Annotated in this window: 22 protein-coding genes; 11 read left to right on the plus strand and 11 right to left on the minus strand. The window is 73.2% G+C overall.

The genetic code is table 11. The features are described 5' to 3' along the window. The first annotated feature begins 377 nt into the window (after window positions 1–377). Window positions 378–542 (plus strand): hypothetical protein, encoded by a 165-nt coding sequence (locus tag ACZ6EM_RS38175; RefSeq protein ID WP_465774468.1) that lies wholly within the window; start codon window positions 378–380, stop codon window positions 540–542. Between the two features lie 141 nt (window positions 543–683). On the opposite strand, the gene ACZ6EM_RS38180 is transcribed toward ACZ6EM_RS38175, so the two are convergent. Further along, complete coding sequence (locus ACZ6EM_RS38180; protein ID WP_465774469.1) at window positions 684–1,259, minus strand: HD domain-containing protein; 576 nt, start codon at window positions 1,257–1,259, stop codon at window positions 684–686. Continuing rightward, entirely contained in the window at window positions 1,256–2,386 is a 1,131-nt protein-coding gene (locus tag ACZ6EM_RS38185; RefSeq protein ID WP_465774470.1) for a helix-turn-helix domain-containing protein, read from the minus strand. Before ACZ6EM_RS38185 ends, ACZ6EM_RS38180 begins: the two co-directional genes overlap by 4 nt. Before the next feature lie 555 nt (window positions 2,387–2,941). Here ACZ6EM_RS38185 and ACZ6EM_RS38190 point away from each other — a divergent pair. From ACZ6EM_RS38190 to ACZ6EM_RS38210, 5 genes are all read left to right on the plus strand, one after another. After that, on the plus strand, window positions 2,942–3,112 hold the full coding sequence (locus tag ACZ6EM_RS38190) for a hypothetical protein (protein WP_465774471.1): 171 nt from the start codon (window positions 2,942–2,944) through the stop codon (window positions 3,110–3,112). Window positions 3,113–3,251: 139 nt separating this feature from the next. After that, a complete protein-coding gene (locus ACZ6EM_RS38195) occupies window positions 3,252–3,668 on the plus strand; it encodes a hypothetical protein (protein WP_401047566.1) in 417 nt (138 codons plus the stop codon). Continuing rightward, window positions 3,665–4,321, plus strand: coding sequence for a hypothetical protein (locus ACZ6EM_RS38200; protein WP_465774472.1), 657 nt, complete (start codon window positions 3,665–3,667; stop codon window positions 4,319–4,321). The genes ACZ6EM_RS38195 and ACZ6EM_RS38200 overlap by 4 nt, the downstream gene beginning before the upstream one ends. Next, a complete protein-coding gene (locus ACZ6EM_RS38205; protein WP_465774473.1) occupies window positions 4,285–5,127 on the plus strand; it encodes a serine/threonine-protein kinase in 843 nt (280 codons plus the stop codon). The genes ACZ6EM_RS38200 and ACZ6EM_RS38205 overlap by 37 nt, the downstream gene beginning before the upstream one ends. Next, window positions 5,124–5,636 (plus strand): GNAT family N-acetyltransferase, encoded by a 513-nt coding sequence (locus tag ACZ6EM_RS38210; protein WP_401047560.1) that lies wholly within the window; start codon window positions 5,124–5,126, stop codon window positions 5,634–5,636. Before ACZ6EM_RS38205 ends, ACZ6EM_RS38210 begins: the two co-directional genes overlap by 4 nt. Here the strand turns inward: ACZ6EM_RS38210 and ACZ6EM_RS38215 are convergent. Then, window positions 5,606–6,145 carry an oleate hydratase gene (locus ACZ6EM_RS38215; RefSeq protein WP_401047556.1) on the minus strand — a complete coding sequence of 180 codons (540 nt, stop codon included), beginning with the start codon at window positions 6,143–6,145 and terminating at the stop codon, window positions 5,606–5,608. The genes ACZ6EM_RS38210 and ACZ6EM_RS38215 overlap by 31 nt on opposite strands. A 187-nt stretch (window positions 6,146–6,332) precedes the next feature. On the opposite strand from ACZ6EM_RS38215, the gene ACZ6EM_RS38220 reads away from it, so the two are divergent. Next, window positions 6,333–6,881, plus strand: a complete 549-nt coding sequence (locus ACZ6EM_RS38220) for a universal stress protein (RefSeq protein ID WP_359900302.1) — start codon at window positions 6,333–6,335, stop codon at window positions 6,879–6,881. 6 nt (window positions 6,882–6,887) lie between these two features. After that, a complete protein-coding gene (locus tag ACZ6EM_RS38225) occupies window positions 6,888–7,304 on the plus strand; it encodes a hypothetical protein (protein WP_465774474.1) in 417 nt (138 codons plus the stop codon). Between the two features lie 52 nt (window positions 7,305–7,356). On the opposite strand, the gene ACZ6EM_RS38230 is transcribed toward ACZ6EM_RS38225, so the two are convergent. The 3 genes from ACZ6EM_RS38230 to ACZ6EM_RS38240 form a co-directional block, all read right to left on the minus strand. Then, on the minus strand, window positions 7,357–7,785 hold the full coding sequence (locus ACZ6EM_RS38230; RefSeq protein ID WP_465774475.1) for an RNHCP domain-containing protein: 429 nt from the start codon (window positions 7,783–7,785) through the stop codon (window positions 7,357–7,359). A gap of 29 nt (window positions 7,786–7,814) precedes the next feature. Beyond that, window positions 7,815–8,183 carry an RNHCP domain-containing protein gene (locus tag ACZ6EM_RS38235; protein WP_380549823.1) on the minus strand — a complete coding sequence of 123 codons (369 nt, stop codon included), beginning with the start codon at window positions 8,181–8,183 and terminating at the stop codon, window positions 7,815–7,817. A 367-nt stretch (window positions 8,184–8,550) separates the two neighbouring features. Next, window positions 8,551–9,534 (minus strand): S1C family serine protease, encoded by a 984-nt coding sequence (locus tag ACZ6EM_RS38240; protein ID WP_465774476.1) that lies wholly within the window; start codon window positions 9,532–9,534, stop codon window positions 8,551–8,553. A gap of 185 nt (window positions 9,535–9,719) precedes the next feature. Between ACZ6EM_RS38240 and ACZ6EM_RS38245 the strand changes: the two genes are divergently transcribed. Both ACZ6EM_RS38245 and ACZ6EM_RS38250 read left to right on the plus strand, forming a co-directional pair. Then, on the plus strand, window positions 9,720–10,730 hold the full coding sequence (locus ACZ6EM_RS38245; RefSeq protein WP_465774477.1) for a Clp protease N-terminal domain-containing protein: 1,011 nt from the start codon (window positions 9,720–9,722) through the stop codon (window positions 10,728–10,730). Window positions 10,731–10,783: 53 nt separating this feature from the next. After that, window positions 10,784–11,464: a GOLPH3/VPS74 family protein gene (locus tag ACZ6EM_RS38250; RefSeq protein ID WP_465774478.1), complete on the plus strand. Its 681-nt coding sequence runs from the start codon at window positions 10,784–10,786 to the stop codon at window positions 11,462–11,464. Between the two features lie 89 nt (window positions 11,465–11,553). Here the strand turns inward: ACZ6EM_RS38250 and ACZ6EM_RS38255 are convergent, their stop codons facing one another. Beyond that, complete coding sequence (locus ACZ6EM_RS38255; RefSeq protein ID WP_359900317.1) at window positions 11,554–11,970, minus strand: DUF3592 domain-containing protein; 417 nt, start codon at window positions 11,968–11,970, stop codon at window positions 11,554–11,556. Between the two features lie 263 nt (window positions 11,971–12,233). On the opposite strand from ACZ6EM_RS38255, the gene ACZ6EM_RS38260 reads away from it, so the two are divergent. Next, window positions 12,234–13,181: a right-handed parallel beta-helix repeat-containing protein gene (locus tag ACZ6EM_RS38260; protein ID WP_465774487.1), complete on the plus strand. Its 948-nt coding sequence runs from the start codon at window positions 12,234–12,236 to the stop codon at window positions 13,179–13,181. Between the two features lie 11 nt (window positions 13,182–13,192). Here the strand turns inward: ACZ6EM_RS38260 and ACZ6EM_RS38265 are convergent, their stop codons facing one another. From ACZ6EM_RS38265 to ACZ6EM_RS38280, 4 genes are all read right to left on the minus strand, one after another. Further along, window positions 13,193–14,458, minus strand: a complete 1,266-nt coding sequence (locus ACZ6EM_RS38265) for an NAD(P)/FAD-dependent oxidoreductase (protein WP_465774479.1) — start codon at window positions 14,456–14,458, stop codon at window positions 13,193–13,195. 127 nt (window positions 14,459–14,585) lie between these two features. Next, the gene (locus tag ACZ6EM_RS38270; protein WP_387693549.1) at window positions 14,586–15,017 is read right to left on the minus strand and encodes a nuclear transport factor 2 family protein; all 432 of its coding nucleotides are present in this window, start codon (window positions 15,015–15,017) and stop codon (window positions 14,586–14,588) included. A gap of 7 nt (window positions 15,018–15,024) precedes the next feature. Continuing rightward, window positions 15,025–15,828: an MBL fold metallo-hydrolase gene (locus ACZ6EM_RS38275; RefSeq protein WP_465774480.1), complete on the minus strand. Its 804-nt coding sequence runs from the start codon at window positions 15,826–15,828 to the stop codon at window positions 15,025–15,027. Between the two features lie 160 nt (window positions 15,829–15,988). Further along, the gene (locus ACZ6EM_RS38280) at window positions 15,989–16,555 is read right to left on the minus strand and encodes a hypothetical protein (protein WP_452178945.1); all 567 of its coding nucleotides are present in this window, start codon (window positions 16,553–16,555) and stop codon (window positions 15,989–15,991) included. Window positions 16,556–16,608 lie beyond the last annotated feature (53 nt).

Genomic DNA, 16,608 nt, shown 5'->3' on the forward strand with positions numbered 1-16,608 from the left:
GACGCCAACACCAGGCCCGGACCAGCCACTACAAACGACGAGGCCACAGCCCAAGAGCTGAAGCCTCGCCACAGTAAGCACCGTTGCAGTACTAGTCGGATGAAACGCCCGGTCGCGCACTACTGGCTCTGACTGGACAGGGGCAGGACCGACCATCGCTCCCATTGGCTGGCTATCGATTCCGGTCACACCCCACCCCCACCCACCCCGGAGAAGGAGAACACCCCTGACCATTCACCCCGACAACGTTCTGCCCGACGGCCGCTGGAATCCGCGGTGCTTCGAACTCGCCTACGAAGGCCGCAGAGGCCACTACCGGGTCGTCCGGGGCCTCGGCGAACAGATCGGCACCGTGTGGAGAAGCACGGGATCTCTGGATGCCCAAGGACACCACCGGAGCGTGGGTCGCGGCAGCCGCCGGCCGCCGGGGCTACCTCACCCGCCGGGTCGCGGCCATCGAGCTGTCCATCACCGTTCCGCTCCCGCCGTCGGAGGAAGAGGAGAAGTACCGGGTGGGGCCAGGCCCCACCTCGTCGTCGTGACTGGGTGGCGAGGCCCGAATCGCGAGCACCCCGGCCTCCGAGGGAAGCGGGGGTGGGGGGAGGCACGCTAGCGAACCAGGTAGCGGCAGGCCGGGGTGCTATCGGGGGCGGTGGCGGGCTCGAAGGCGGACGCCGACAGTGTCACGTGAGGTAGACCTTCTGCCACTCCAAGGACGTCATGGTCAGTGCGGCCTCGGCGAGGGTGCGGGCCGATTCGGTCTTGAGGCTGCCGAGGCTGCTGTCAATCCACGGCTGGACGTTCTGGTACCCCTGCTCGCGGTACTCCACGGCCTGAATCAGGCATTCCAGCTTGTCCGCATCGTGGGCGACGGTGACTTCCAGGCTCTCGGCGTTCTCATACTCCTCCACGAGGGCCTGGACCCCGGCAACGACGGCCGGGTGAGCGGCGCTGACCTGGTCTGCGGTCACGCGTTCGTTCGACGCAGCGGTGAGATAGCGCCGACTGATGTGCGGGATATCGCTGACCCGGGTCTCCTGGGTGTCGTGGAAGAGACACAGCAGAGCGACCTTGGCCGGGTCGGCACCCTCCATCATCGCGAGCACCGCGCCGACGACGCCCGTGCGGAACGAGTGCTCCGCGACCGACTCGGGGTCTTTGACTCCTGCGATCCACCAGCCCTGGCGCTTCGCCCGCTTGAGCATGCCCGCCTCGAAAAGGTAGCTCGCGGTGCCCTTCGCCTGCTTGTCGTCCGTCATAGCTGTCCTTCACTGTTGGATCGATTGTTGCCGTAACCGCCTACCCGCAGACCGTAGTGCACAGACTCCAGCTCTCGACGGGACTGTCGTGAAAGGCCATCACCATCGAGCAGCGTGCGCACTCGTGCGGCCAGGTCGCGGGCTGTACGGGGGTCCGCATCGGCCAGGCCGCGTCGGGTGAGCATGAGTGCCCAGATCGAATGGACGTACAAGTCGGTGTACTCGCCCGCGCGGTCCAGCCGGATAGCGAACTGTCGCAGCAGCGAGGAGGCGTCCCACACCGGGCGTTCCTGCTCGGCCATGAAGTCATCGCTGGTCTGGGGACGTGAGTCGAGCCCGAGCCAGTGAGCCCAATAGTTCAGGTTCGCGGTCTCGAAGTCGTCATTGTCAGTGATCGAGCGGGCGATGAAGTCCCGGAGTAGCTCGGGGTCACCTTGCCGCGCCAGTGCTGCCGCGACCGACCGCGCCTCAGCCCAGCGGGGTGACCACCCGGAACCGGCCGCGGGAATCCGGCCCCGGCGCTGCATCCCACCAAACCACTCGCCCACATCGCGGGCCCGGTCGTAAGAGGACAGGTACCAAACCTGTCTTCGGAGTAGGGCGGTCTCCTCGCCGCCGGCCTCCACCAGGTCGGCGGTATGCCGAAGGTTGTCGAAGAAGTGCGAGCGCACGTCCTGCCCGAGGAGCGGCGCAGTGGAGACCGGCCCGCGTCGGGCGGCCGGGATGCTCAACTCGGCGGCTACCGCGCCGGGAAGAACCCCGCTAATGGCCCAGCCGATCATGTGCGTCGTGTCCCGGGTAAGTACCCAGCCGGCCAGCGGATGCTCCAGAACCTCGGCCCTCGTGGGCCGGGATCGCAGTATCTCGCCGAGGACGAAGTCTGCGTCCATCGCGAGGCTGATCAGGTCCACCAACCTAGTCGGCGCGCCGAGAAGGATCAGCTTTCGGCGCAGCACCACCAGGTTCCCTGCCCTGGTGGAGGAGAGCGGCCGACGGCCGGACTCCCAGCCCTGGACGGTGCTCTTGTCGACGCCCAGGTCCACGGCCAACTCGTCCTGAGTCCTCGGGATCTGCTCTCGGACGACCTTGAACAAGAAGCCAGAAATCACCCCTTCGGGGACCCGCACGGGCTCGGGCTGACCGCCAGTCAGTGGTGCGGTGCGCCTCGGTGGTGTTCGAGCAGCCATTCCGGGCCCCCCTTGGCCTCGATCGTCCGGGTAACTCGTACTGGCAGTCCGTCGAACCCTGGATTCACCGGCCGTAACTTCGTGATTACGGCATCGGCGGTGACAGCGGAAGCCTAGTACCCACTGGGTCTCCTGCGAACAACCTTGATGCCTGCCATAGACCCCATGCGGCAGCCCTCGGCCCCCAGCAGGAGAGCCAGCAGTTCCGGGCGCCTCCCCCTCCGTGGCGGCCCCGGGTTCGGAGGAAAGATCAATGGCGAGACGCACCACCCCAAAGGTGGATCGCGAGGTCGTGACTGGGCCCTCGAAGTCCGAGTTGCACTGGGCCCCCGCTGGCCGGAACCCCCTGGACGACTACAGGGCGGCCAACGCCGCCGGCCGCCCGCTGTCTGTGGGTGGCGAGCTTCAGATCGCCGCCGTGCGGTCCTGGTGTCCCTGCCCCGCCTGCGTCGCACGCAGGGGTGCCGCACGAGTGCCCGAGAGAGAAGTACGACTGTGAACAGTGTGATCCAGGGTGACCCGGTCCGGCACCGCACCGACGGCTGGACGGGCATCGTCGCGGAGACCCCGAGCAGGCTCGCCAACCACGCCGTGGCCTACACGGTCGCGCTGTTCGCGCTGATAGCGCTGGCCACCGCGTTGGTTGTCTCCGGCCAACTCCGCTAGCCCCCACGCCCGCCCGCCTCCTGGGCGACCACGAACTCCCGGCCCGTCGGAATGGGTCATGCCGGGCCGGGTCTGCATTCCCTCACAGCTGCTCTTCCCCGTCGGGGTGAGCAGCGCCAACCCCCGATTGGAGAGGCCCGTGAGCATCACCACCGAGTCCGGCGTCGAGCTGGACGAGTTGGGCAAGTTCTTCACCGTCACCGCGCGCCGGATCGACGCGGGCGAGGTCGCGCCGGAGATGTTCTCCGCCGCCATCGACGCCGCGTGGCACCGGCTGGCCACCGACCCGGCCGCGCACCAGGCGTTCACGCTCCGGCACGCCGGCCGCACGCTCGCCCACGTGGAGAGCGCCGGTTCCGGCTTCATCTCGTGGGTGGGCGCCTACGAGGAGGCGTACGGTCCCCTGCCCGAGGTCTGGTTCACCGACGCCGACGGCATGGTCAACGCCGAGGCCCTGGCCCGGTACCGCGAGACGGGCGAGGTCTGGGCCGAGTGGAACTGCTCGCCCGAGCCCGGCGACGGCGACGACCTCGTGCCGGTGGCGACCAGCCGGTGATCACCGCACCATCCGACGGGGCGTCCCGGCCGACTGCCGGGGCGCTCCGCCTCACCGAAGCCCGGACGGAGAACCCCGTCAGCGTGGACGTGGACGGCTACCTCGCCGGGCTGTACGAGCACTGCCCGTTCCTTGGGCCGTCCATCCGACGCGGCATGACGGGGTGGACCGTCTACGAGATCGCTCCGGGCAGCCACCGGTACGCGGTGGAAGCCGAGTTGTTCTACGCCGGGGTCCAGGCCGCGGAGTGGGTCCGTCCGCTGATGCCTCGGCCGTACGGTGTCCTCACGTGCGAGAACGTCGTGCTGGTCGGGCACTGCGAGGGGGCCGACCACCGCGAGCTGATGGCCTGGCCGCACTGGGCGCTGAAGCACCTGTACGCGCAGGTCGGAGTCATGTTCGGCAAGTTCCCCCAGGGCACTGTCGAGCGCGGCCGGTGCGGGCAGGGCATCCCGCCGCCGCCCTTCTCGTTCCTCCCGGTCCGGGCGGGAGTGCGGCCCCTGGACCCGAAGTTCCTCATGGAGACGCCCGATCTCGCCGCAGAGCTGGCCGTCGCGGCGGACGACGGCCGGGACGTCTTCGAGCACATCCCTTGCGAGTGGAAGGCAGTTCGAGAATGGGCACGTTCCTTGCCGAGGCCGGAGAAGCGCTGAAGGCTGCGGAGGCCGTCTGCGGGCCGCTGGAGCTGGCGGAGATCAGCAACCGCCGGGGCTCGGCGGTGTGGAAGGCCACCGGCCCGCGCGGAGTGGCGAGCATCAAGCTCGGCACCGGCGAGGCCGCCGAGGTCACCGCCCGCGAAGCCTCCGTGCTCGACCAGCTCCCCGGATACACCGTGACCTCCGGCCGCTTCGCCGACGGCGTCTGGTACGTCACCCCGTGGCTGGCCGGCCCCTCCACGTGGCAGGTCTTCCGGCCCCTGCGCAAGGGTGACGGCGGGAAGGAGGAAGCCCTCGCCGCCGCCGTCGGACTGTGCCGCGCCGTGGCCGACCTCCACGCCGACGGGTGGGTGCACGGCGACCTCCAGCCCGCGCACGGCATCCACGGCGAGGACGGCGTGCGCCTCCTCGACTTCGCCTGGACGCGGCGGTTCGGCAGCACCCCCTGGCCCACGTTCGACGGCACCATGATCCACCTCACCGCGCCCGAACTCGCCGCCCGGATCATCAACGGCCCCCAACCCGTCGAAACGACCCGCACCGCCGACGTCTACGCCCTCGCCGGCACCCTGTGGACCTGCGCCACCGGCACGTGGCCGCTGGACTACGCGACCGCCGGCCTCGAAACCGGCGCGCCGGTGGAGGCGATCCGCAGGGCCATCGCCCACAGGGCCGTCCCGATGTCCACCGCGATGCCCTGGCCCGCCCTCCAGACCCGGCTGCGCTACGTCCTTCTGGCGGCCCCCGGCGACCGGCCCGCCGCCGCCGAACTGGCAAAGCTGATCGAAGCGGTGGACGGGTGATCGAGCTACGGGAACTGGGCCCCGGAGATGACGGGGCCCTGCTGCGGATCTACAGCGCGGAGTCGACCAGGTACCTGGGCCGGGCCCCGATGGACGCCGACGAAGCCCGCCACTGCCTCCGCGACATCGTGGCCGCTGCGGAACAGTTGCCGCGCACGCTGTACGTGCTCGGCCTCGTCGTGGACGATGACCTCCTCGGGGTCGTCAAGCTCCACCGGGACCGCCCCGTTGCCGCAGTCAGCTACATCCTGCGGGCGGACACCTGGGGCCGGGGCTACGCGACCGAAGGGGTTCGGCGGATTCTCGACATCGCCTTCGGTCACCTCGCCCTCCCGAAAGTCCGCGCCAAGCACCGCACGGACAACCCCGCCTCCGGCCGTGTCCTCCTCAAGACCGGCTTCATACCGACCGGCGAGCACAACGGGTTCATCTTCTACGCCATCCATGCCCCCGGCAGGCCAGCGGCTGCGCAAGCAGCTCATCGACTCGGGGGAATCCCTACACCGTGACGGCCGTCCCGGCCCGCCGCTGCCATGGCAGCCGATCCCGCTGCCGGGCCACACGAGGATGCCCTGATTCTGCGAGACTCCGTTGCTTGGGGAATAGTCCGGTAGACGAAGTGCTTCTCGTGTCTGCCCAGGTCAGGGTAGAGGTGTAACGATGTAGCCTCTCCCTTGAGCCAGTAGAACTCGTCCAGCACGGACGCGCCCTCGATCTCCAGCGAGGGCACCGAGCGGAAGAGGTCCCACAGGCACTCCATGTGGTCCTCCAGCTCGCGCCCGCCGCGGACCACGAAGCCCTTCTCTGGCACCTCGATCCCGTCCAGCGCGCCGCCGGCCAGCTTGAGCCGCTCCAGGATCGTGATCCGCTCGCCGGGCACCTGCCCGTCCCGGACCAGGAAGGCCGCCCCGGCCAGCGCCGCGAGCCCCGACCCCACGAACCACGCCCGCTTGCGCTCGGCCCCCTCGGGCTTCCTCGGCCGGGCGAACGCCTCGTAGTTGCCGCTGCTGAAGTACAAGCCCGTGCTCCCTGGAACGTTCGACATCGAACCGCCCGTCGGGCATGCCGCATCCCGGCGGGCCGCGTATGGAGCGCGTTGGGAACACCGGCCGGAACGTCAGGAAGCCGTCAAGGAGAGCAGGGTCAGCCCCGTCGCGGCGGTTGGGTGGAGGACGACGGCGAACACGACCACACGAGGACGGATCATGCACGGCAACGGGAGTTCGAAGGCCGCCCCCAGGGTGGTGGTCGGGGTCAGCGGGTCGCTGGGAAGCCTGGCCGCCCTGCACCGCGGCGTCGCCGAGGCCCGCGACCGCGGCGCCGTCCTGGTGCCGGTGCTCGCCTGGGAGCCGCCCGGCGGCGAACACGGCTACCGCCGCTCGCCCTGCCCGCCGCTGCTCGCCGCCGTCCGGGAGGCCGCCGAACGGCGGCTGCGGGACGCCCTCGACGAGGCCTTCGGCGGCGCCGACCCCGGCGTGCCGCTGAGCCCGGTCGTGGTCCGCGGCGAGACCGGACCGGCCCTGCTGCACATCGCCGACCGGCCGGACGACCTGCTGGTCCTCGGGCGCAGCGGCGGCCCGCTGCACCGCCGGTTGCGGCGATCGGTGCCCGGCCACTGCGCCCGGCGGGCGGGCTGCCCGGTGCTGACCGTCCCGGTGCCCGAGCTGCTGCACGACCTGGAGGCCCTGCACCGGCGCACCCGATGGCACCTGCCGGTCGCCACCGAGCGCGAACTCGCCTCGATGCAGCGGTAGTCCGCGGTGCGGATGTACTCGGCCCGGCCCGGCGGGCGGCGCTACCGCCCGGTGCTCGACCGGTTCCCGGACGGCACCTCCGGCGCCGTCGCGCTGCTCGCCGGCGGCGCTCTGGCGCTCGCCCTCGGCGCCGTCGGTGAACTGCACGCCGGCCCGCTGCCGTCCCTCGCCCACCTGGCGCTGTGCGCCCTGGTCGGCCGCCGCTCCCGGCCGGTGGACGCACCGCTGATCGGCCTGGCCGCCTGGCTCTGCCACAACGCCTTCTCCGAACACCGCCACGGCGAACTCGGCTGGGCGGGCCCCGGTCCGGAGGTCGGGCACTACGCGCTGTTCACCGCCGCCGCGCTGCTGGCGGCCCTGTCCGCGGCCCTCCCGCGCCGCACCGTACGGGCGTTCCCGCCGCGCCCCGACGGCTCGCGCTGAGGCGCCGCCCACGGACGGTCCGCCCGTTCGGACGGACCGTCGCGGCGCGCGCCTACAGGGTGAGCAGGGTGCGGTGGGCCAGGGTGGTGTCCCACAGGGGCCTGAGGGCGAGGCGGACCAGGGTCAGGGCGTTGTCGTCCCCGGCGATCCGATTGGCGCTCAACTCGCCGCAGGACAGGCACTGGTGGATGATCATCCACTCGCCGTCGGCGCGGACCGACAGGCTCAGCGCGGTCATCCGGCCGCCGCAGTCGGCCGCCCGGTCACCCGGTGTCCGACCGTCGACATGACGGCTGGCCAGGCAGTTCGGGCAGTGGTTGCGGTGGGCGCTGCCGGGGGCGTCCACCGGGACGTCCAACCGGCAGTCCACGCAGCGGAAGGCGTGCGCCCGGTGGCCGCCCCGTCCGTGCAGGACGTCCTTGTACCGTTGCGGGCGGCGTTCCCGCCGGCCCCGGCCGCCGGTGTTCTTGTGTCGTGGCACGGTTCGGTGCTCCCTCTTCTCCGCGTGGTTCAGAGGGTGCCGAACGCTTCGAGCGGGAACGGCGGTTGGGCGAGCGGCCGGACGGCCATCCGCATCAGGACGAGCTGGTTGTCGTCCGTGCGGACGGGCGTGGACGTCAGCTCGTCGCAGCGCACGCACCGGTGGACGACCGTCCAGTCACCGGTGCGCAGCACGGCGATGGCGATCGGCGACATCCGTCCCAGGCACTCACTGGGACCGCCCTCGACGTGGTCGAGGACGTGTCGTGAATGCAGGCAGGACGGGCAGTGGTTGCGCCGCGTGCCGTCAGCGGCACAGGTGGAGACGGTCAGACCGCACCAGGTGCAGGCGAAGGTGGAGGTCTTCAGAACGGGGGGCGTGCTGGAGGTGCTGGACACCCGGGGTGCTCCTTGCTGAGGGGTTTCTGCGATGGCAGCAAGAGCAGGCCGAGTGGCCTCGACGGTTCGTCGGGCGGTGGTCGTCAGCCGGCGTGGCGAGGCGCACTCGGCGCGAGGCGGGACATCAAGACACCCTCTCCGGTCGGGCGGTGGCCCGGGTCGATCGGTACGGAACGGCGTCAGCGTAACCACACCGGTCGCACGGGCGCCAACGGATTTCCGTGCCACCGGATTTGCGTGCCAAAGGATTTCCGTGCCACCGACCCTCGCCGCCACGACGGGACAAGGGCGCGCACGATCTGCGTATGCAGATGACCAACGTGCCGCGGCCGGCGGCCCCCGATCCCGCCCGGGTCCCGGGCCGTGGTCAGTCGTCGACGGGCAGCTCCGTCGGGACGGCGAGCACGTCGACCAGGGCCTCGCCGCGCAGGACGGTCAGCGGCAGCGGGCGGCCGATCGCGTCGGCCAGCATCAGGCGCTGGAGGGCCTGGGCGCTGCCCATCGGCTCGTCGTCGGCGGTGAGCAGCAGGTCGCCCTCGTGCAGCCCGGCGCGGTCGGCGGGCGCGCCGGGCACCACCTCGACGATGCGCAGGCCGGTGGGCTGCCCGGTGCGGTGGCGCAGGGCGGGCGACAGGGGCGCGGGCACTCCGGCGAGGCCGAGGTAGGCGCGGCGGATCCGGCCGTCGGTGAGCAGGGCGGCGACGATCCGGCGGCTGGTGGCGTCGATCGGGACGGCCAGGCCGAGCCCGTTCCCGGCCACCGCCGTGGTGATGCCGACGACCTCGCCGTTCGCGGTGGCCAGCGCGCCGCCGGAGTTGCCCGGGTTGAGTGCGGCGTCGGTCTGGATCACGTTGTCGATCACCCGCGCGGTGCTGCCGGAGCGGGCCGGGATCGAGCGGCCGAGCGCGCTGACCACGCCCGCCGTGACCGTCCCGGCCAGCCCCAGCGGGTTGCCGACGGCGACGACCAGCTGTCCGACCCGCAGGCCGGTCGCCTCGCCGAGTGCCACCGGCTTCGGGGTCGGCCCGTCGGCGCGCAGCACGGCGAGGTCGGAGAGCGGGTCGGCGCCGATGGTGTGGAACGGGGCGGTGGTGCCGTCGGCGAAGGCGAGCGTGCCGGCGTCGGCGTGGCCGACGACATGGGCGTTGGTGAGCAGGAACCCGTCCTCGGTGAAGACCACGGCCGAGCCCAGCGCCGTGCTGAACCAGCCGCCCCGGCCGCGCCGGGGGACCTGCAGCGCGGCGACCCGCGGGGTCAGCGTGGCGGCCACGGTGGTGACGATCAGGGAGTAGGCGTCCAGCGGGGTCTGTGCCTCGGGGACCGGGCTCGGCCCGGGGAGCGTGTCGGCCATGGTGCTCACCTCTCTCGCGGGCGTGGTTCTCACGATGGCACCAGGTGGCAACAACACCCGGGCGCCCGGTCTTCCGCGTTCTTGCGCAGGTGCCGTCCTGACGCGTTCTTGACGTGCGGAAAATTCCCAAGAGAAGGAAAAGCGGGAATATAGTTCGAGTAAAGCCGTAGTCGTGGGAGGGGCCGATGGACACGACCATGCTGGAGCCGGACTGGCACGCGCTCGGCGGGCCGGGGGACGGGCCGCTGGGGACGGAGCACCTCCTGGTCGCCGTGGCCGGGGAGACGGGCCCCGCCGGTGCGGCCCTCGCCGCGGCCGGGGCGGGGGCGGACACCCTGCGCGCCCTGGTCCGGGAGCGGAAGGGGCGCTGGACGGCCGACGACGGGCCCGCCGCCGTGCCCGACCGGGAGGCGCCCGGCGCCGTCGGGGCGGACGGCCGGCCGCTGAGCGGGGCCGCCGCCCGGGCACTCGCCGTGGCGACGGAGCGCGCCCGCCGGGACGGCGAACCCGCCTGCACGGCCGCACACCTGCTGCGGGCCCTGCTCGCCGACGGGAATGCCGGGAACGGCGCCGGGGGTGACGGGAACGCCGGGCGCGGCGCCGGGAGTGACGGGAACGCCGGGCGCGGCGGCGCGAACGGCGCCGGGCCCGACCGGACCCGCGCCGCCGAACTGCTGCGCGCGGCCGGCGTCGCGCCGCAGGCCGTCCTGGACCGCCTCGACGGTGCCGTGCGCCAGAGCGGTGACCTCGACCCGCTGCTCCACCCCACCCGGGAGACGCTGCTGGCCCGCCGCGGCCACCGGGCCCCGCGCTGGAAGCGCCTGCTACGGCCGGGCCCGTCCGGCCCGGCGGCCTGGATCCGGCCGGAGGCCGACGCCCAGGCCGAGCGCCTCGGCCGCCGGACGCCCGGCACCGAGCACGTTCTGCTCGCGCTGCTGGCCGTGCACGAAGTGGCCTGCCACGAGCCGGGGTTGGCGGCGGAGGACGGCGCAGGCGAGCTGCTCGCCGGGCTCGGCCTCGACTACGTCCGGGCGCACGCCGCGCTCGACTCCGGTGGGGTGACGCTGCCCGCCGACCCGCGCGCGGTCGAGGCCTATCTGACCGAGGTCGCAGGTCAGGGCACCGATCGACTGGTCCGGGCGTTGCTGGAGGAGGACACCCGGGCCCGGCGTCTGGTCGAAGCCCTGCGCGGCTGAGGCGCCGGCGGGTCGGTGAACCGCGACACGGAGAAGAGAGGAAGGGACACCCGATGCACGTCACCCTCGCCGAGGAGCTGATGCTGCTGTCGCTGGACGACGAGTCCGGCGTGGCGAAGGACGCCCCCACCGCCGCCTGGGCCGCCGCGGGCGGCATCCTGGCCGAGCTGGTGCTGGCCGGGCGGGTCACGATCGAGGACGGCCGGCTCACCGTCACCGACCGGACCCCGACCGGGGAGCCGCTGGTGGACGGCCGGCTGGCCAGGCTCGACGCGTGGGCCGCCGGCCGCCGCTCCGGCAGGGCCAAGGCGGGCGACTGGCTGACCAAGGACCGGTCCACGGCGGTCGCCGACACGGTCGGGCGGCTGTGCGAGCGCGGCCTGGTGGTCGAGGAGCGGCGCCGGGCGCTGGGCCTCTTCCCGGTCCGCCGCTACCCGGAGGCGGACGGCAGCGTGGAGCGGGAGCTGCGCGGGCGGCTGGCCGCGGTCGTGCTGAACGGCGCTGAACCGGACCTGCGCACCGCCGCCCTGGTGGCCCTGCTGCACGGCTCCCGGCTGTACCGGCTGGCCTTCCCCGAGCTGCCCCGCAAGCAGGTCGAGCCGCGTTTCGCCGAGATCGCCGCCGGTGACGGGGCGGCGGAGTCCGTCCGTGAGGCGATCCGGGCCGTGCAGCTCACCATGGCCGCCGTCTCCATCGCGGCCACCGTGGCGGCGACCACCGCCGCCACCGTCTGAGCACGCCGGGCGGGCTGCCCGCGGAGCCGTGCGCGGCCCGCCCGCTCGTGTGGGCCGCCCGCCCGTGTGCGCCGCCCCGTTCGGACCGTTCAGAGCACCGCGGCGCCGAGGGTGATCGAGCCGAGCACCACCAGCACCCCGAGCGCGAGGAACCCGTACTCCAGCCCGGCCCGCTCCCGCCCGTCCACCAGCACCTGCCGCGGGTCCGCCGGGTCGTAGCGGACCGGGACGAAGCCGCCGTCCGGCAGCGGGTGGCGGGCGGTGGAGGGGACGGGGGAGAAGACCTCGACCACCCGGCCGTCCTCGGTCTCGAACTGGAGCAGCGGCCGCGGCGGCAGCGTGCGGTCCTCCGGTGCCGGGGCGCGTTCGCGCACCAGCGCCCGCACCGGAACGCCGACCCGGCGCAGCCGCCGCAGTTCACGCAGGCCGACCACCCCGGCGAGGTAGGCGACCACGCCGCCCAGCGCACCGAACACCACCACGGCGAACCCGGCCGTTCCGCCCACCGCCGCCTCCCTGTCCGAGACTCCCCCAGGGCTCCAGTATCACGCTGCCGGGGCGCTCTTGACGTCCCGGAATGGTCCAGTCCACGCTGAGCGACGGCATGTTCCTGTCACCACCGGGCCGCCCGCCGCCCGCCCGGCCCCGACCACCGCAAGGAGCACCGTCCGTGACCAAGCGCCCCGCCGTCCTCGTCGCGCTCACCGTCCTCACCCTCGGCTGCGCCGCCCCCGCGGCCGTGGCCGCCCACCCGGCCGCCCCCGCGGCCGTGGCCGCCCACCCGGCCGCCCCCGCGGCCGTGGCCGCCCACCCGGCCGCCCCCGCGGCCGTCGCGGCCGTCGTCAAGGTCGGCACCGCCAAGCAGCTCCAGAGCGCGCTCGCCGCCGCCGTGCCCGGCCGGACCATCCAGCTCGCCGACGGCACCTACTCCGGCAACTTCAAGGCCACCGCCCCCGGCACCGCCGCCGCCCCGATCACCCTCACCGGCTCGGCGAAGGCCGTCCTCACCACCCCCACCGGCGGCGGATACGGCCTCCACCTCGACGGCGCGAGCTACTGGACCGTCCAGGGGCTGACCGTCACCGGCGCCCAGAAGGGCATCGTGGCCGACTCCGCGGACCACGTGGTCCTCGACGACGTGACGGTCCACCACACCACCATGGAGGGCGTGCACTTCCGCGACTCCAGCGCCTACGGCACGCTGCGCAACTCGCGCATCCACGACACCGGCCTCGGCCGGGACGGCATGGGCGAGGGCGTCTACGTCGGCACCGCCAACACCCTGACCGACCGCAGCGACCACGTGCGGATCACCGGCAACACCTTCGGCCCGAACATCGGCGGCGAGAACGTCGACCTCAAGGAGGGCACCACCGGCGGCCTGGTCTCCGGCAACACCTTCGACGGCGACGGCCTCACCGGGCGCAACTCCGACGACTCCTGGGTCGACGTGAAGGGCAACGACTACGTCATCGAGAACAACACCGGCCGGCGCACCACCGACGACGGCTACCAGACCCACAGCCTCCGGCCGGGCTGGGGCTGCGGCACCGTCTTCCGGGGCAACCGCTCCGACCTCACCGGCGCCACCGGCCCGGACCGGTACGCGATCGACGTGACCGACTACGACGCGGCGACGTGCAAGGTCACGATCGGTGCGGGCAACACCGTCACCGGGGGCCGGGGCCTGGTCAACCCCGGCGTCCCGGTGGGGTGATCACCGGCCGGTCACACGTCCCCGAGCGGCACGTTCGGGTCGGCCAGCGCCTTGGTGTCCACCACCCGTCCCGAGCGCACCAGTTCGCGGATCGGGTCGGTGACGTCCCAGACGTTGACGTTCATCCCCGCGAGCACCCGGCCGCCGGACAGCCAGAACGCGATGAACTCGCGGGTGGCCGGGTCCCCGCGGAACACCACCCGGTCGTAGCCGTCCGGCTCGACGTAGCCGACGTACTCCGCGCCGAGGTCGTACTGGTCCGTGAAGAAGTAGGGAACGCGGTCGTAGACGGCGTCCTCCTGCCCGAGCAGGGCACGGGCGGCGGTCTGCGGCTGGTTGAGCGCGTTGGCCCAGTGCTCGACCCGGATGTGCCGCTCGAACAGCGGGTGGTAGGCGTTGGCGACGTCGCCGGCCGCGTAGACGTCCGGGTCGGAGGTGCGCAGGTGCCGGTCGGTCCTGACGCCGTTGTCGACCTCCAGCCCGGCCGCCTCGGCGAGGCCGGTGGCGGGGGAGATGCCGATGCCGACCACCACCGCGTCGGCGGCCACCGTCGTGCCGTCCGCGAGCCGCACGCCGTTCACCGTGCCGCCCTCGCCGGTCAGTTCGGCCACCTTGACGCCGAGGCGCAGGTCCACGCCGTGCTCCCGGTGCAGGTCGGCGAAGACCTGGGCGACCTCCCGGCCGAGCACCCGCAGCAGCGGCAGTTCGAGCGCCTCCAGCACCGTCACCTCGGCGCCCGCCTCCCGGGCCGCGGCCGCCACCTCCAGCCCGATCCAGCCCGCGCCGATCACCGCGATCCGGGCCCCCGGCCGCAGCGCCGCCTTGATCCGGTCGCTGTCCTCGACCCGGCGCAGGTAGAGCACCCCGTCCTGGTCCGCGCCGGGCACCGGCAGCCGGCGCGGCACCGAGCCGGTGGTCAGCAGCAGCTTGGCGTACTCCACCCGGCCGTCGTCGGCGAGCGTCACGGTGTGCCCGGCCGGGTCGATCGAGGCCACCGCCGTGCCCAGGCGCAGCGTGACGTCGTGCTCCGCGTACCACTGCGGCGGGTGGACGTAGATCTTCTCCCGGGGCGTCTTCCCCAGCAGGTAGCCCTTGGACAGCGGCGGCCGCTCGTACGGGCGCTCGTGCTCGTCGCCGATCAGGACGATGCCGCCCCGGTACCCGGCCTCGCGCAGCGCCTCGGCCGCCTTCGCGCCGCCCAGGGACGCCCCGACGATGACGACCGGGCGCTGCCGCCCGCCGTCCGCTCCGGTGGTCCCGGTGTCCGTGCCCGCCATGTGCGACTCCTCGTTCTCCGGCCGTGATCGGGGTCAGCCTGCCGCCGTGCGGGTGGTCTGTCGAGACCGCGCCTGGCGCGCCGCGCCGCGCTCGCCCGTACGAGTGAATGGGACCCCCGGGTGGGCCTCAGCCGGTCATCGCCTCCCTGACCAGTGCGGTGTCGGTGAACTGCTCGAAGCGCACGATCCGGCCGCCGCGCACGGTGAAGCGGTGGGCGATCCGGACCGCGAGCGGTTTTCCGGTGGTCTTGTGGACCGCCGTGTAGCGGCCCAGCACCACCACGGTCTCGCCGTCCACCACGTAGGTGTCGTCGTGGGCCGTCCAGTCGTCCCACTCGGCGGCCAGCCGCTCCATCACATGGGCGGTGACGCCCTTCGGGGTGCGGTAGGTGCCGGCCAGCGGGAAGCCGGCCATCTCGGTCCACTCCACGTCGTCGGCCAGGGTGGCGCGCAGCGCGGCCAGGTCGCCCCGGGCGGACGCCAGGTACTGGCGGCGCACCACGTCGGCGGGGGCGGACGACTCGGCGAAGGAGGAGACGTCCCGGGGGATCTCGATCATCGTCCGCTCACCCCCAGGCCATCTCGCCCATGGCGACCTTGGTGCCGATGTCCACCGCGATCCGCAGCCCCAGCGTCGGGAAGCGCCGCTCCAGCGACTCCTTGGCGGAGGCCGCGTCCGGGGCCCGGCCGATCTCGGTCTCGAAGGCGCGCAGGTAGGCGCGGGTGTGGTCGACGGCGTTCAGGTCGGTGGGCGCGCCGGCGACCCGGTGGCCGGCCGCCACCCAGGTCGGGTGGAGCGCCTCGATGCCGTCCAGCAGGTCGATCCAGGCGGCCCGTTGGGCGGAGGTCGGGGTGTCCGCCGTCCACACGTGCAGGCCCTCGAAGAGCAGCACCCCGCCCAGCACGGCGCGGTGGTGGTGCTGCCAGAGGTAGTGCCGGTCCGGCAGGTGGAAGTCGGCGCCGCGCAGCTCGAAGCGGTGGCCCTCGAAGACCAGCTCGTCCCCGTGCAGCACCTCGGGCCGCACCAGCCGGGTGGGCAGCTCCGGGCCCAGGTGCGCCCAGGCGCGCAGCTTGGCCTCGTACGTCTCCTGGATGTGTTCGACGGTGGAGGCGGTGGCCAGGAAGCGGGCCTGCGGGAAGGCGTCCTGGACCTCCTGGGCGCCGAAGTAGAAGTCCGGGTCGCCGTGGCTGACGAAGACGGTGGTCAGCCGCTTGCCGCTCGCCCCGATCCGTTCCACCAGGCGGCGCCCGTCCGAACGGGTGAACCCGGCGTCCACCAGCAGGGCGTCGTCCGGGCCGGTGACCAGGACGGAGGTCTTGTTGAGCGAGCTGTCGGGGGTGTCGACGATCTCGAAGTCGAGTGCGCTCATGCGCCCACCCCGCTCCGCTCGGCGGGCGCTTCGCGCAACGCGCAGCGCTCGATGGTCCGCTCACTGCGTTCGCTCACGTTCGGTGTCCTTCCTCGGGCCGGGCACGCCTCGCCGTCAGCATCGGCGGTCCGCGGCCCGTCCGCATCCGGAGCCGGAACACCTACTGGCGGCTCCAGAGGGTGAGGTCGCTGCTGGTGGCCACCGCGAGGGTCCGGCCGGTCGGGGAGAAGCCGGCCGCGCGGAAGGCGGACCGGTCGGAGTCGAGGACCAGCCACCAGCTCTCGCCGTGCTCGCCCTGCCACGGCCCGCGGCCGCTGGCGAGCAGCACCCGGTGGTGCGGCCACTCCGGGGCGACCACCTCGATGTGCCAGCCGCCCTCGGCGGCCGTGTGGAGCCCGCCGCCCCACGTCCCCGCCACCGGGATGCGCACGTCCGCGACCTGGCCGAGGCCGGGGCAGGAGAGGTCCAGGCCGTCCGGGTCCTCGGCGGGCTCGTGGTCGCGGGCCAGCTTGAGGCCGGTCACCGCGTCGAACAGGCCGTGGCCGCCGTGCGAGACCGTCAGCACCAGGTCGTGCCCGCTCTCGGGGTGGACGGCGAAGCCGATGCCGATCAGCCCGCCGACCGCGATCAGCCCCCGGCCGACCGGCCGCCACGGCTCCGGCGGGGCGGTCACCCCGGCGGCCATGATTCGGTCGCGGAGGTGCTGCTGGTGCGGGGTCAGGGCCATGCAGCCGATCATCCCACCGGGGCGTTCCCGCCGCGCCGGCCCGTCGGCGCGGC

Source organism: Kitasatospora sp. NPDC041917, from assembly GCF_055589745.1.